We start from the raw sequence: 14,100 nt of genomic DNA, 5'->3' as shown, positions 1-14,100 counted from the left end.
GCACCGCTTCGCTCATCCTCCAGACCGGCACGTGGCGGCCGCACCCACTCCGCGACCAGGCGCGCCGTCACGCCGGCTTGTCCGGGTTGCCGATGCCTTTCGGCTCGATGCCTTCCAGTTCAAGCAGTTGCGCCAGCACGGAGTTGAGCGCGTGCTGACTGGCCGAGGACAGCCCGGTGCGGCCGATGACGTCGCGCAGGACGACCTTCTGCACGTTGAGCTCGCGCATCGTGCGCAGCCGCGTGAGGTCGCCCTCGACGTCGTCCAGGGCCGGGTCGTCGTCGGCGGACACGAGGTACGTCGTCGGCACGCCGAACGCCATCGCGAGCGCCTTGAGGTGGCTCAGCCGCGGGTCGGTGGCCTTGCCGCTGCGCAGTTCGCCGATGTACGCCCCGCTGATGGTGACCGGCGAGTCCATCTCCTGCTGCAGCCGGTCGGCGAGCGCTCCCTTGTTGATCCGCTCGGCGATCTCGCTGTTGAAATACTCCCCGTCGGAACGCGCGCGGTTGACGCCGTCATTGGGCTTGAAGGTCGCGAAGAGCAGATTCAGGCGATCTGCCAGGGAGCGGCGTCCCTCCATGGCTGGCTCCTACGTCCGCACAGACGGTCATCGATCGACAACGGTTCGGCCAGAGTATAGGGCAACGCCACCCCATAACGTTGACATGCACCTATTGACTCGGCGTATCCTCTGTGCGTCGCGCGAAACGTCCGTTGAACGAGATCTGTCATCCGCAACGTGCGTGAAGCGGGACTGTGCAGTGGAAGGTGCGGCACCGAGGTGCCATCGAACAGGGGGCACCTTCCACTCACCGGCCCTTTTCACTCTCCGGCCCTTTTTTCGCTCACCGGCCCTTGAAGAACGACACCGCCGCGTCCAGCGCGAGGTCGGTGAGCACCGGGTCGTGGCGCGCGCCGATGTCGCGCATGAAGGCGTGCTCTCCCCCGGCGTACACGTGCAGCTCGAGGTCGTCGTGCCCGGCGGCGTAGAGCGCGTCGAGGATCTGCACCCGCGCGCCGGCCGGCACGTGCGGGTCCTGCGCCCCGAACACGATCATCAGCCGCCCGCGGATGTCCCCCGCCGCGGCGAGCGACCCGGCGTCGGCGTCCGCGCCGAGCGCGCCGTTGTGCAGCCCGGTCGGGTAGAAGCAGACGGTCGCCTCCACCCGCGGGTCGAGCGCGGCCCGGAAGGCGAGGTGCCCGCCGATGCAGAAGCCGGCCGCGAACAGCGCCGTCACGTCGGGCCGCTGCCGCAGGTGGTCGAGCACCGCGACGCGGTCGGCGTCGAACTCCTCGGTCGTCGTGGCGGCCGCCGCGGCCAGGCCGCGCTGCTTGCCGGCGTCGTCGAACTCGAGCGCCACCCCGGCCAGCTCCCCGCGCGGGTAGATCTCCGGCACGCCAACCACGAACCCCTCGGCCGCCAGCCGGCGCGCGCTGCGCAGCGTGGACTCGGTGAGCTGGAAGATGTCGGTGTACAGCAGGACGCCCGGCCAGGCGCCGTCGCCCACCGGGCGGATCACGGCGGTCCGGATCCCGCAGTCGCGCCCCGCCACCGTGACCTCGTCCTCGCGCAGCTTCATGGCGCAAACCCTAGAGGCATCAGCGGTCCAGGTACGTCAGGACCGCCATCACCCGCCGGTTGTCGTCGTCGGACGGCGGCAGGCCGAGCTTGGTGAAGATGCCGTTGATGTGCTTGCTGACCGCCTTCTCGGTGACGAACAGGCGCCCGGCGATCGCCGCGTTGGAGCGGCCCTCGGCCATCAGCCCCAGCACCTCGCGCTCGCGGGCGGTCAGCCCGTCCAGCGGTCCGGCGGCCGGGCGGCGGGCCAGCAGCGCCGCCACCACCTGAGGGTCCATCACGGTGCCGCCGTCGGCCACCCGGCGTACGGCATCGATGAACTGCCCCACGTTGGACACCCGGTCCTTGAGCAGGTAGCCGACGGCGCCGGTGCCGCCGGCCAGCAGCTCCCGCGCGTACAGCTGCTCCACGTGCTGCGACAGCACCAGGATCGGCAGGCCGGGGATCCGCTCCCGCGCGGCGATCGCGGCCTGCAGGCCCTCGTCGGTGAACGTCGGCGGCAGCCGCACGTCGACGACGGCGACGTCGGGGCGGTGCTCGAGCAGGGCCGGCAGCAGGGACGGGCCGTTGTCGACGGACCCGACGACCTCGAAGTCGAACGCCTGCAGGATGTGGATCAGCCCGTCCCGGAGGAGGGCGAGGTCCTCGGCGATGACAACGCGCACGGCAGCTCCATCGTCACGGTGGTGGGTCCGCCCGGCGGACTGTCCACGGACATGGTGCCATCGAAGGCGGCGAGCCGGCGCTCGATCCCCCGCAGCCCGCTGCCGGCGGCGGGATCGGCCCCGCCCCGGCCGTCGTCGCGCACGACGATGCGGAGCCTTTCCAGGTGGTACTTCATGTGGATGGTCACCCGCGAGGCGCGCGCGTGCTTCGCGGCGTTGGCCAGCGTCTCGGCGACCGCGAAGTACGCGGCCGACTCGAGCGGCGCGAGCGCCCGCCCCGGCAGGTCGATCTCCACGTCGACGGGCACCGGCAGGGTCAGGGCCAGCGCGCGCACCGCGCCGTCCAGCCCCCGCTCGGCGAGCACCGGCGGGTGGATCCCGCGGACCAGGTCGCGCAGCTCCTCGAGGGCCTGGCCGCTGTACTCCCGCGCCTGCGCCATCAGCCGCTGCGCCGCCTCCGGGTCGCGCCCCATGAGCTCCTCGGCCAGGCCGATCTTCATGCTCAGCGCGACGAGGCGGGCCTGCGCGCCGTCGTGCAGGTTGCGCTCGATCCGGCGCAGCTCGCTCGCCTGCGCGTCGACGGTGTCGGTGCGGGTCCGGGTCAGGTGGTCGACCCGCCGGGCCAGGGCGGCCGCGCGGGTCGGGCCGAGCATCGAGCGGCTGAACCGCGCGAACCAGCGCAGGGCCGGGGGCGCGAGCGTCAGGCCGGCGGCGAGGATCGCGATCCCCTGCGGCCAGCTCAGCACCGCCTCGACGGCGCTGGTCATGGGCCAGAACAGGCCGTAGCCGTACCAGTCGACGATGAAGTAGAGCAGTACGGGTACACCCGTGATGCCCTCGGTCCCGGAGAGGATCAGCGCCGCCGGCACGATCAGCAGGGGCACGGCGCCGTAGACCGACATGGCCAGCCAGAGCAGGTCGCGCCAGGTGGCCGGGTCGGTCATCACCCACCGGTAGGTCTCCCAGGCGCCGAGTTGCTCGGGCCGCGGCCGGTAGGGGCTCGGGATCGCCACCCCGGTCCACTGGGTCAGCGTCCGCCGGTCGTAGTCGGCGACCGCGCGGACCACGACCGCGAGCAGCGGCACCAGGAAGATCCCGACGCCGATGACGGTGAGCAGGACCGCGACCACGAACAGCCCGAACAGCGCGCCGTTGACCGCGACCACACCGATCGCGAAGGTCAGTCCGCGCAGCCCGGCGAGCAGGCCGCGCCGCAGCCAGGGGCGCACGGGCCTCATTCTCGCGCACCGCCGCCCGCCGGTGCGGTGGTGCTAGCTCCACCATCGCTCGGGACATGGCACTCCTGACCCGCGCGCCGCCCGCGCGTTCGATCGAAGGCATCGCCAATCGACTTCTGGATCCTGGTTTTGGAGAGGAACCGCGATGCCCACCGGCCGGCGCACCAAGCTGCTGACCCTGGCCCTCTGGGTCCTGATCGTGGGCGGGCTGAGCCCGCTCGCGCTCAAGCTCACCGACGTGCAGAACAACGACACCCTGGGCTCGCTGCCCGCCTCGGCCGAGGCGAGCCGGGCCGCGGCCCGCGAGGCGGCCGCTTTCCCGCAGCCGGACGCGCTCGTGGCCGTGGCCGTGTACGCGCGCGAGTCCGGGCTCACCGCCGCCGACCGGGCGAAGGTGGACGCCGACCGGGCCGCGTTCGCCGCCTACGCCCGCGGCGGCACGGTCCCCGAGGCGGCGCCGGCCGCCGACGGCCGGGCGCTGCTGCTGACCTTCCCGCTGGCCGGGGACGACGAGCGGCAGTCGGCCGCCGTGGCCCCCATCAAGCAGCGGCTGGCCGCGCAGGTGCCCGACGGGCTGAGCACCGCGCTGACCGGTTCCGCCGGCGCGGAGGACGACTTCGGCGAGGCCTTCTCCGGGCTCGACGTCACGCTGCTGCTCGCCACCGTGGGCGCGGTCGCGTTGTTGCTGCTGCTGACGTACCGCAGCCCGGTCCTGTGGTTGATCCCCCTGCTGACCGCGGGCATTGCCAGCCAGTGTGCGGGCGGCGTGGTCTACCTCCTCGTCAGGCACACCGGGCTGACCGTGGACCTGCAGAGCCAGAACATCATGACGATCCTCTCGATCGGCGTCGGCGTGGACTACGCGCTGCTGCTCATTTCGCGGTACCGCGAGGAGCTGCGCCGCCACGAGGACCGCCACGAGGCGATGGCGGTCGCGCTGCGCCGCTCGTTCCCGGCGATCTGCGCCTCGGCGATCACCGTCGCGATCGGCCTGCTGTGCCTGCTCGCCGCCGATCTCCCGGCCACGCACGGCCTGGGCCCGGTCGGCGCGATCGCGGTCGTGGCGACGCTGGCCGCGATGACGACGCTGCTGCCCGCGCTGCTGGTCCTGCTCGGCCGCTGGGTCTTCTGGCCGTTCATCCCCCGCCACGGCGCCGTCCCGGCCGAGCACGGCTCCTGGTCGCGCATTGCCGGGTTCGTCGGCACCCGCCCGCGGATCATCTGGCTGGCGACGGCCACCGCGCTCGCCGCCCTGACCATCGGCATCGGCCAGCTGAGCATCGGCCTGCCCAGCGACGAGACGTTCACGAAGGAGGTCGGCTCGATCACGGGACAACGCCTGATCGAGCGGCACTACCCGGGCGGCACGCTGGCTCCGGCCGTCATCACCGCGAGCGCCGGCACCGCCTCGCCGGTCGCCGACGCCGCGCGAAGCGTGACGGGCGTGGCCCGGGTCGGCGAGCCGGAGCGCTCCGCGGACGGCCGCTGGGTCCGTATCGAGGCGACGCTGACGTCGGAGCCGACGGGCCCGGAGGCCGTCCGGACCCTGGAGCGCCTCCGCGCGGCCGTCCGCTCGGTGCCCGGCTCACAGGCCCTCGTCGGCGGCGACACCGCGCTGGAGGCCGACGGCGACGCGGTCACCAGCCGGGACAACCGCGTGGTCGTCCCCCTGGTCCTGGCGGTCGTCCTGCTGGTCCTCGTCGTGCTGCTGCGCGCGCTGGTGGCCCCGCTGGTCCTGCTGGCCAGCGTGATCCTGTCCTACGCGGCCGCGCTGGGCGGGGCCGGCTTGATCCTGGACGCCATCGGCCACCCGCGGCTGTGGAGCGCCGTACCGCTGCAGACGTTCCTGTTCATCGTGGCGCTGGGCGTCGACTACACGATCTTCCTGATGACGCGGGCCCGCGAGGAGACGACCCGCCTGGGCCATCGCCCCGGCGTCCTGCGCGCCCTGACGGTCACCGGCGGCGTCATCACCAGCGCCGGCGTGGTCCTGGCGGCCACGTTCGCCGCCCTGACGGTGCTGCCGATGGTCCCGTCGGTCCAGATCGGCGTCATCGTCTGCGCCGGCGTCCTCATCGACACCCTGCTGGTCCGCAGCCTGCTGGTCCCGGCCCTGACCCTCCACATCGGCCGCCGCGCCTGGTGGCCGGCGACGACCTAGTTCGAGAAGTCCTGGGTCAGCCAGACCGTGCCCGACGAGTCGCGGATGACATCGATCCCGACGTGCGTGTAGGTCGAGCTGAGCAGGTTCTTGCGGTGCCCGTCGTTCGGCGGCGTCTCGTTGTACATGCTCGTCGTCAGCCCGTTGGCGGACGCGGTGATGGCGGCGGTGGTGTTGGCCACGCCGCCGCCCTCGCCGATGTTCTCGCCGAGCGCGGTCCACTGCACGCCCTGGGCGCTGATGCGGGGGCCCAGCCCGCCCTCGCCCGGGCACTGGTGCGACAGCCCGCACCCGTTGACCATCAGCAGGTTGTGGGCGTGGGCGCTGGCCATCAGGCCGGAGGTGAGCGAGTACGGCGGGAGCCCGTTGCTCGCACGCAGCTCGTTGATGTGCGCCAGCACCGCGTTCGCCACCCCCGCGGGGGCCGTCGCCGTGGACGCCGGCTTGGTCGTGCGGGTCGGCGCGGCGCCCGCGGTGGTCGGCGCCGGGTTGGTGCGGGTCCGGCTCGGCGAGGCCGCGGCGCTCGGGCTCGGGCTCGCGCCGCCGGCCGGGCTGCTCACGGCGGAGGGCTGCGGGCTGGGGGCGCCCGGGCCGCCGCCCCATCCGGCGCCCGCCAGGTAGGCCTGCCCGACGGCGGCGTCGTTGCCCTCGCGCGGCCCGGACCCGTGGGCGGAGGCGACCGCCACGGTCACGGCGGCCCCGACCACCCCGATCCCCGCCAGCACCAACGCGAGCCGGACAGCCTTCAGGCGGAGCAGGGATCGCACGGGCCGGAACCTTCCGATCGGGGCAGTTCGATCGAACGTATCGACCGACCAGACCCGCAGGAAGCGAACAAAGCCCAACTTAAAGTCACGCAAAGCCAACAAGGCCCTGCACCCGATCGGCCACGGGCTGTTGGTCCACCGTTTACCTCAAACCCGCGCGGGTAGCAGGGCGACTTGCCCAGAACCTCGGCCGAAGGAGGTTGCGATGGCGACGCAGACCAAGGCCGTCCCCCACGCGCGACGGGCCGCGCGCAAGGAAGCTGCGACGGTCCTGCCGCACGGCACCGATGGCGCGGACGCGCACCCCATGCGCACGGCCGCCCACCTGGCGACCGACCACAACAGCACCCAGGTGAGCCTGCCGATGCTGGGCACGTTCCGGCTGCCCGCCGGCGAGGAGCTCGCGTTCCTGGGCGGCATCGGAGTCCTGGCCGTGCTGGGCGCCATCGAATGGCCGGTGGCCGTGGTGCTCGCGGCCGGCCACGCGCTCGCAACAAATCGGCGCAACAAGGTAGTGCACGAATTCGGCGAGGCGCTGGAAAAGGCCTAGCCGGGTGGCGCTGCTGAGCCTGGTGCGGACCCCCACCCGCCTCGTGGCCGGGGCCGCCCGTACCGTTGCCGGCCTTGCCGGGGACCGCCGCAGCGAGTCCCCGGGCGAGCCGGTCACCACCGATCGCGTTGCCGTCGACGCCCCGGGCGTGGGCCGCCCGGAGGCCGCGGACTACCGGGCGGCGTTGTGCGCCGCGCTGCGCCAGGTGCCCGGCGTCTCGTGGGCGGTGGTCAACGCCCCGTTGCAGCGCGTCGTGCTGGGCGTCACCCGGCCCGCGCCCACCCGCGCGCAGCTCGCCGCGGTGGTGCGCGCCGTGCGGGAGCAGCACCCCGAGATCCACGGGCCGGCCGACCGTCCACCGCCACCGGACCACCCCGGCGCCATCGAGCGGGCGGCCACTGCGCTGGTCGCCGACGCGGCCGGCCTGGTGGTCGCCACGTTCGGCCGCATCGCCCGGCACGTGCCCGGCGCGGTGGAGGCCGCCTCCCTGATCACCTTCGTCGACACCCAGCCAAAGGTGCGCTCCGTCCTGGAGCGAGCGCTCGGCCGCGACCGGACCGACTCGGTGCTGGCGCTCAGCAACGCCGCCGCGCAGGGCCTGGTCGGCGGCGTTGCCGGGCTGGGCCTGGACGCGGCGCTGCGCATCAGCCAGCTGGCCGAGGCCCGGGTCCGGCGCGACGCCTGGCGCGCCGAGCCGGCGCTGCTGCGCACCCCGCAGCAGGCCGCCGCCGACCCGGTCGTCACCGAACGGCCCTGCCCCGTGCCCGACGGAATCGTCGAGCGGTACGCCCCGCGCAGCGTCGCCGTCGGGGCCGGCGCGGCCGGCGTCGCGCTGGCCGCGGGCGGCGCCGGGCGCGCGGCCGCGATCGCCGTGGCCGGCCTGCCCAAGGCCCCGGGTATCGGGCGAGAGGCCTTCGCCGCGCAGCTGGGCCGCACGCTCGCCGGCCGCCGCGCCCACGTGATGGACCCCCGCGTCCTGCGCCTGCTCGACCGCGTCGACACGGTGATCCTCGACCTGGCCGCCCTGACCACCGGCCGGCTCATGGTTCAGGAGGTGCACCCGCTGCCCGGCGCCGACGAGGAGCGGGTCCGGCTCCAGGCCCACCGGCTGTTCAGCGCCGAGGCGACCGACCAGCCGGTGGAACAGGGCGGCTGGCACCTGGGACCCATCGGCCGGCTGCGGCTGCACGGGCGGACCGGCGCCCGGGAGCGGCAACGCCTGCAGCGCGAGGGCGCCGTGCACGTGATCGGGCTCGCGCGCAACACCCGGCTCGAGGCACTCGTCAGCCTCGTCCCCCAGCCGGCCGGCAGCGCCGATGCGCTCATCGCGGCGGCCCGGCGCAGCGGCGCCCGGCTGGTCTTCGCCGGCGGCCGGCCCCGCGGGGCCGAGGGCGTCGACGCCGGCGACGTTCCCGGCCGGCAACACCTGCTCGGCAACATTCGCGAGCTGCAGGCCGACGGCCACGTGGTGCTGCTGGTCTCCGATCAGCCCGCCGCGCTGGCCGGCGCCGACGTCGGCATCGGGGTGAACGGGCCGGACAGCCGGCCGCCCTGGGGCGCGCACGTGCTGGCCGGCGACGTCCTGGAGGCCGCCGCCCTGCTCATCGACGCGATCAACGTGGCCCGCCGGGTCGGCCGGCACGGGGTGCGCCTGGCCGAGTCGGGCTCCGCGATCGGGGCGATCACCACGATCACCGGCTCGCCCGGCGGCGCGGCCGGGCGGGCCCTGCTCGCCGTCAACGGCGCCGCCGCCCTGTCCTTGGTCCAGGGCGTGTGGGCCGCCGCGGAGCTCGCCCGCCGGCCCATCTCACCGCCGGTGTCGAGCACCGCGTGGCATGCCCTGCCGACCGGCAAGGTCCTGAAGCTGCTGCACTCCACCGGCAACGGGCTGACCGCCCGGGAGGCGCCGCGCCGGCACCGTCCCGACGTGCAGATCACCCCGCCCGCGCCCAGCCTGATGCGCTCCTTCGCCGAGGAGCTGGCCAACCCGCTGACGCCGATCCTCGCCGGCGGCGCGGCGCTGTCGGCGGCGATCGGTTCCCTGGCGGACGCGGGCATCGTGCTGGGTGCCAGCGCCCTCGGTGCGGTCGTCGGCGCGGTCCAGAAGACCGTGACCGACCGCGCCGTCGCGGACCTGCTGGCGCGCTCGGCGGTGATGGCCACCGTCCGCCGCGACGGCCGGCCGGTGCGGCTGCCCGCCGACCAGCTGGTGCCCGGGGACGTCGTCGTGCTGGCGCCCGGTGACGTCATGCCCGCCGACTGCCGGCTCATCGAGGCGCAGGCCCTGGAGATGGACGAGTCGTCGCTGACCGGCGAGTCGATGCCGGTGGCCAAGAGCACCGCGCCGGTCCTCGCCGCCGACGTGGCCGATCGGGCCTGCATGGTGTACGAGGGCACGACGGTGACCGCCGGGCGCGCGGTCGGCGTCGTGGTCGCCACCGGGGCGGCCACCGAGGCCGGTCGCAGCATGGCCACCGCCGCCCAGGCGGCGCCGGCCTCCGGGGTGGAGGCGCGGCTGGGGCAGATCACCCACACCACGCTGCCCATCGCGCTGGGCTCGGGCGCCGCCGTCATGGCCGCCGGCCTGCTGCGCGGCCGCCCGGTGAAGGACACCATCGGCGCGGGCGTGGGCCTGGCCGTGGCCAGCGTTCCCGAGGGGCTGCCGTTCCTGGTCAGCGCCGCGCAGCTGGCCGCGGCCCGCCGGCTGTCCCGCCAGGGCGCGCTCGTGCGCAACGCCCGCACGATCGAGGCGCTGGGCCGGGTGGACGTGCTGTGCTTCGACAAGACCGGAACCCTGACCCAGGGCCACATCCGGCTGGCCGCCGTCGCCGACGCCGACACGATCCAGCCGGTGCACGGCCTGGACCCGGCCCACCGGGCGGTGCTCGCCGCCGGCCTGCGGGCCACGCCGGCCCCGGCCGCCGGGCAGCCGCTGCCCCACCTCACCGACCGCGCCGTGCGCGGCGGCGCCGAGAGCGTGGGCATCGACGAGTCCGTCGGCGCCCCCGGCTGGCGACTGCACGCGGCGCTGCCGTTCGAGCCCAGCCGCGGTTACCACGCCACGGCCGCGACGACGACCGGCGGCCACCTGCTCTCGGTCAAGGGCGCGCCGGAGCTCGTGCTGGCCCGCTGTACCACCTTGCGCGCCGACGCCGGCGAGGAGCGGCCGCTCACCGGCCCGGCCCGCCGCCGCGTCCGCCAGCAGCTCGACCGGCTCACCCGGCAGGGCTTCCGCGTCCTCGCCGTGGCCGAGACCCGCCGCCCCGTGCAGGGCGACCTGACCGACGACGACGTGGCGCCGCTGTGCTTCCTCGGTTTCCTCGCCCTCGCCGACCCGGTGCGCACGACCGCCGGCGCATCGCTGGACGAGCTGCGCACGGCCGGCGCCCAGATCGTGATGATCACCGGGGACCACCCCGCCACCGCCGAGACCATCGCCGGCGAGCTCGGCCTGCTCAACAGCCACCGGGTCGTCACCGGCGCCGACATCGACGCCCTGGACGACCGCGCGCTGCGCGACCTCGTGCCGGACATCGCGGTGGTCGCCCGCGGCACGCCGGCCCACAAGGTCCGCGTGGTGCAGGCCTTCCAGGCCAACCAGCGGGTCGTCGCGATGACGGGCGACGGCGCCAACGACGCCCCCGCCATCCGCCTCGCCGACGTCGGCATCGCGCTCGGCCAGCGCGGCACCCCCGCCGCCCGGGCCGCCGCCGACCTCGTCGTCACCGACGACCGCCTGGAGACCATCATCGCCGCCCTGGTCGAAGGCCGCGCCATGTGGCGAGCCGTGCGGGAGGCGCTCGGCATCCTCGTCGGCGGCAACCTCGGGGAGATCGGCTTCACCGTCCTCGGCGCCGCCGTCACCGGTGCCTCGCCGCTCAACGCCCGGCAGCTGCTGCTGGTCAACCTGCTCACCGACCTGGCACCGGCCCTGGCGGTCGCGCTGCGCCGGCCGGACCCCGGCGGCACCGCCGCGCTGCTGTCCGAGGGCCCGGAGGCCTCCCTCGGCGCGGCGCTGACCCGCGACGTCACCCTGCGCGCGGCCGCCACCACCATCGGCGCCACCGGCGCGTGGATCGCCGCCGCCACCCTCACCGGCCGCGGCGTCCGGGCCCGCACGGTCGCGCTGGCCGCGCTGGTCGGCACGCAGCTCGGCCAGACCCTGCTCGTCGGCCAGGCCAGCCCCGGCGTCCTGGTCGCGAGCCTGGGCTCCGCCGCCGTGCTGGCCGGCGTCATCCAGACCCCGGGGCTGAGCCAGTTCTTCGGCTGCACCCCGCTGGGCCCGGTGAGCTGGGGCATCGCCGTCACCGCGGCGACCACGACGATGCTCGGCTCCGCGGTCGCCCCCGCGGTGGAGCGCCGCCTGCCGCCGGCCGTGACGGAGCGGCTCGAGGCGGCGCTGCACCCGGACCGCCTGGCCGACCTCGCCGGGCGCCTGCTGCCCGCCCACGTGCTGGGCACCCACCATCACTGACGCCCCAGCGCACCGACCATCACTGACGCCGCTGGGCACGGACCGTCACTGACGCCGCTGGGCACGGACCGTCACTGACGCCGCTGGGCACGGACCGTCACTGACGCCTGTCCCGGGTCGCACTGCACCCGGACCACCCGGCTGACCTCGCCGGACGCCTGCCCACCCACATGCTGGGCATGGACCGTCACCGACGCCTGTCCCGGGTAGGGGTACCATCGACGAAGCGCAATGCCGTGGGAGCCGGCCGACGCACTCTCCATCCGATGAGGAGCCTCCCATGCTGCGCAAATCCCTGTTCCCTGCCCTGATCGCGGCCCTGCTGACCGCGGCCGCCGTCGTGATCGCCCCGCCCGCCCAGTCGGCGACGGCGCCCGTGCGGATCATGCCGCTCGGCGACTCCATCACCGCCGGCCCCGGCTGCTGGCGCGCGAAACTCTGGCACCGCCTGCAGACCACCGGCTACACCAACATCGACTTCGTCGGCGGCGTCTCCGACGGCGGCGGCTGCAACCCCGGGTACTCGTACGACTTCGACCACGAGGGCCACGGCGGCTACTCCGCCACCGGCATCGCCGACAACAACCAGCTGCCGCCGTGGCTGGCCGCGGCCCGCCCCGACATCGTCCTGATGCACCTGGGCACCAACGACATGTGGGGCGGCTACATCCCGCTGTCGACCAAGCTGGCGGCGTTCACGAAGCTGGTCGGCCAGATGCGCGCCAACAACCCCGCGGTGAAGATCGTCGTCGCCCAGATCATCCCGATGGCGCAGTCGGCCTGCGCCACCTGCCCGGCCGACGTGGTCGCGCTGAACAACGCCCTGCCGGCCTGGGCCGCCGGCCTCACCACCGCCCAGTCGCCGATCACCCTGGCGGACCTGTGGACCGGCTTCGACGCGGTCGCCGACACCGTCGACGGCGTACACCCGAACGACGGCGGCTTCCAGAAGATGTCCGACCGCTGGTACCCCGCCCTGACCCAGGCCCTCGGCGCGGCCTCTGCGTCCCCATCCGCTTCGCCGTCCCGCTCGGCATCGCCGTCCGCTTCGCCGTCCCGCTCGGCATCGCCGTCGGCGTCCGCGTCTCCGTCCCGCTCGTCATCTCCGTCGGCGTCGGCGTCCCCCGGCGGCTCCCGCTGCGGCGCGTCCTACCGGATCGTCTCCTCGTGGGGCGGCAACTTCCAGGGCGAGGTCTCGGTGACGAACACGTCCACCGCCGCATCATCGGCCTGGACGGCAACGTTCGCCTTCGCCAACGGCCAGCAGGTCACCCAGTCGTGGAACACCACGCTGACCCAGTCGGCGGCCGCGGTCACGGCCCGCAACGTGACCTACAACGGCACGCTGGCGCCGGGCGCCTCGACCACCTTCGGGTTCCTGGCCACGTGGAACAACACCACCAACGCGGTTCCGACCGTGACCTGCACCCTTTCCTGACCCCGGGGGGCCGGCTTCCTCACCCGGAAGCCGGCCCCGCCTGCCCGGCGCCCAGGAAGAACTCGACGAGCCCGTACGGCGCGCGGTCGCCGAGGCACAGGTCCAGAATTTCGTGCGCGTCCGCGTACTCCGCCTCGCTGCGCGGGAACAGCGCCGCCTCGTAGGCGGCCAGCGCCCCCTCGACGTCGCCGGGGTGCGCGGCAATCGCCTGCCCGAGCTCGGCCCCGTCGAGCATCGCCAGGTTCGCCCCTTCGCCGGCCGGCGGCATCAGGTGCGCGGCGTCGCCGAGCAGCGTCACTCCCGGCACGCGCTCCCACCGGTGCCCGTCCGGCAGCGTGTGGATCATGCGCGGAACCGGCGCCGTCTCGCCGTCGGTGATCAGCGCGGTGAGCTGGGGCGCCCACCCGTCGAACTCGGCCGCGACCCGCGCGGCCGCGCCCGCCGCGTCGGCGAAGTCGATGCCGGCCACCCACTCGGCGGCCCGATTCAGCTGGACGTACGTGTGCAGTACACCGCCGGCTTCGCGGTGCGCGGCGATCCCCTGGCCCGGCGCGCACGCGTACATCGCGCCGCGGCCGACCGCCTTGGCGCTCGCCGCGTGCCGCACGTCGGCGTCGTACAGGTACGTCTCGACGAACACGGTGCCGACGTACTCGGGCCGCGCCCCGGAAAGCAGCGGCCGCACCTTCGACCAGGCGCCGTCGGCCCCGACCAGGAGCCCGCTGGTCACGCTCGCCCCGTCGTCGAAGGTGACCTCGTGCCGCCCGTCGCCGAGCCCGCGGACGTCGGCGACCTTGCGTCCCCACTGCACCGTCCCGTCCGGCAGGGAGTCGAGCAGGATCCGGCGCAGGTCTCCGCGAAGCACCTCGGGCCGCCGGGACGTGCCCGTGTCGGGCTCGTCGAGCAGCACGTTGCCGTACCGATCGAGGATGCGCGAGGCTTCGGCGCCCTCGTGAATGATCGCGCGGAACTCCTCGGTGAGGCGGGCCGCTTCGAGGGCAACCTGCCCGTTGTGCTCGTGGATGTCGAGCTGCCCGCCCTGCGTGCGCGCCGCCGCCGAGGCTTCCGCCTCGTAGACCACCGCCGCAATGCCGTGGACGTGCAGGACGCGGGCAAGGGTGAGCCCGCCCAGCCCCGCCCCCACGATCGTGACCGGTGTCGTCATGACTGCCCCCTCGTTGACCGGCTGGAACGTCGTTCCATCACATACTGGAACACCGTTCCAGTC

At 74.5% G+C, this 14,100-nt stretch carries 10 protein-coding genes; 4 read left to right on the top strand and 6 right to left on the bottom strand.

Annotation, left to right across the window (positions count from 1 at the left end; translation table 11 throughout):
* Nucleotides 1-67: 67 nt before the first annotated feature.
* From ACQEVU_RS56185 to ACQEVU_RS56170, 4 genes are all read right to left on the bottom strand, one after another.
* A complete protein-coding gene (locus ACQEVU_RS56185) occupies nt 68-580 on the bottom strand; it encodes a hypothetical protein (protein WP_433339424.1) in 513 nt (170 codons plus the stop codon).
* 265 nt (nt 581-845) lie between these two features.
* Nucleotides 846-1,580: a dienelactone hydrolase family protein gene (locus ACQEVU_RS56180; RefSeq protein WP_433339423.1), complete on the bottom strand. Its 735-nt coding sequence runs from the start codon at nt 1,578-1,580 to the stop codon at nt 846-848.
* A 19-nt stretch (nt 1,581-1,599) separates the two neighbouring features.
* Nucleotides 1,600-2,244 (bottom strand): response regulator transcription factor, encoded by a 645-nt coding sequence (locus ACQEVU_RS56175; RefSeq protein WP_433339422.1) that lies wholly within the window; start codon nt 2,242-2,244, stop codon nt 1,600-1,602.
* Entirely contained in the window at nt 2,196-3,482 is a 1,287-nt protein-coding gene (locus ACQEVU_RS56170) for a sensor histidine kinase (RefSeq protein WP_433339421.1), read from the bottom strand. The genes ACQEVU_RS56175 and ACQEVU_RS56170 overlap by 49 nt, the downstream gene beginning before the upstream one ends.
* Before the next feature lie 145 nt (nt 3,483-3,627).
* Here ACQEVU_RS56170 and ACQEVU_RS56165 point away from each other — a divergent pair, with 145 nt between their 5' ends.
* Complete coding sequence (locus ACQEVU_RS56165) at nt 3,628-5,643, top strand: MMPL family transporter (RefSeq protein ID WP_433339420.1); 2,016 nt, start codon at nt 3,628-3,630, stop codon at nt 5,641-5,643.
* Here the strand turns inward: ACQEVU_RS56165 and ACQEVU_RS56160 are convergent.
* Nucleotides 5,640-6,410 carry a CAP domain-containing protein gene (locus tag ACQEVU_RS56160; RefSeq protein ID WP_433339419.1) on the bottom strand — a complete coding sequence of 257 codons (771 nt, stop codon included), beginning with the start codon at nt 6,408-6,410 and terminating at the stop codon, nt 5,640-5,642. The two genes, ACQEVU_RS56165 and ACQEVU_RS56160, sit on opposite strands and share 4 nt — an antisense overlap.
* Before the next feature lie 205 nt (nt 6,411-6,615).
* Here ACQEVU_RS56160 and ACQEVU_RS56155 point away from each other — a divergent pair, with 205 nt between their 5' ends.
* From ACQEVU_RS56155 to ACQEVU_RS56145, 3 genes are all read left to right on the top strand, one after another.
* Nucleotides 6,616-6,960: a hypothetical protein gene (locus tag ACQEVU_RS56155; RefSeq protein WP_433339418.1), complete on the top strand. Its 345-nt coding sequence runs from the start codon at nt 6,616-6,618 to the stop codon at nt 6,958-6,960.
* Between the two features lie 4 nt (nt 6,961-6,964).
* Nucleotides 6,965-11,434, top strand: coding sequence for an HAD-IC family P-type ATPase (locus ACQEVU_RS56150; RefSeq protein ID WP_433339417.1), 4,470 nt, complete (start codon nt 6,965-6,967; stop codon nt 11,432-11,434).
* A gap of 280 nt (nt 11,435-11,714) precedes the next feature.
* Nucleotides 11,715-12,872: a cellulose binding domain-containing protein gene (locus ACQEVU_RS56145; RefSeq protein WP_433339416.1), complete on the top strand. Its 1,158-nt coding sequence runs from the start codon at nt 11,715-11,717 to the stop codon at nt 12,870-12,872.
* Between the two features lie 19 nt (nt 12,873-12,891).
* Here ACQEVU_RS56145 and ACQEVU_RS56140 read toward each other — a convergent pair whose 3' ends face one another.
* Nucleotides 12,892-14,037 carry an FAD-dependent oxidoreductase gene (locus ACQEVU_RS56140; RefSeq protein ID WP_433339415.1) on the bottom strand — a complete coding sequence of 382 codons (1,146 nt, stop codon included), beginning with the start codon at nt 14,035-14,037 and terminating at the stop codon, nt 12,892-12,894.
* Between the last annotated feature and the right edge of the window lie 63 nt (nt 14,038-14,100).

Source organism: Dactylosporangium sp. CA-139066, assembly GCF_050936175.1.
Lineage (GTDB): Bacteria > Actinomycetota > Actinomycetes > Mycobacteriales > Micromonosporaceae > Dactylosporangium.
Note: the sequence above shows the minus strand (reverse complement) of the source record. Positions and strands in the feature narration are given on the sequence as shown.

What these genes read in the sequence shown, in the direction of transcription:
- ACQEVU_RS56185 (WP_433339424.1), bottom strand. Translation starts at nt 580, where the DNA reads ATGGAGGGACGCCGCTCCCTGGCAGATCGCCTGAATCTGCTCTTCGCG.
- ACQEVU_RS56180 (WP_433339423.1), bottom strand. Translation starts at nt 1,580, where the DNA reads ATGAAGCTGCGCGAGGACGAGGTCACGGTGGCGGGGCGCGACTGCGGG.
- ACQEVU_RS56170 (WP_433339421.1), bottom strand. Translation starts at nt 3,482, where the DNA reads ATGAGGCCCGTGCGCCCCTGGCTGCGGCGCGGCCTGCTCGCCGGGCTG.
- ACQEVU_RS56165 (WP_433339420.1), top strand. Translation starts at nt 3,628, where the DNA reads ATGCCCACCGGCCGGCGCACCAAGCTGCTGACCCTGGCCCTCTGGGTC.
- ACQEVU_RS56155 (WP_433339418.1), top strand. Translation starts at nt 6,616, where the DNA reads ATGGCGACGCAGACCAAGGCCGTCCCCCACGCGCGACGGGCCGCGCGC.
- ACQEVU_RS56145 (WP_433339416.1), top strand. Translation starts at nt 11,715, where the DNA reads ATGCTGCGCAAATCCCTGTTCCCTGCCCTGATCGCGGCCCTGCTGACC.
- ACQEVU_RS56140 (WP_433339415.1), bottom strand. Translation starts at nt 14,037, where the DNA reads ATGACGACACCGGTCACGATCGTGGGGGCGGGGCTGGGCGGGCTCACC.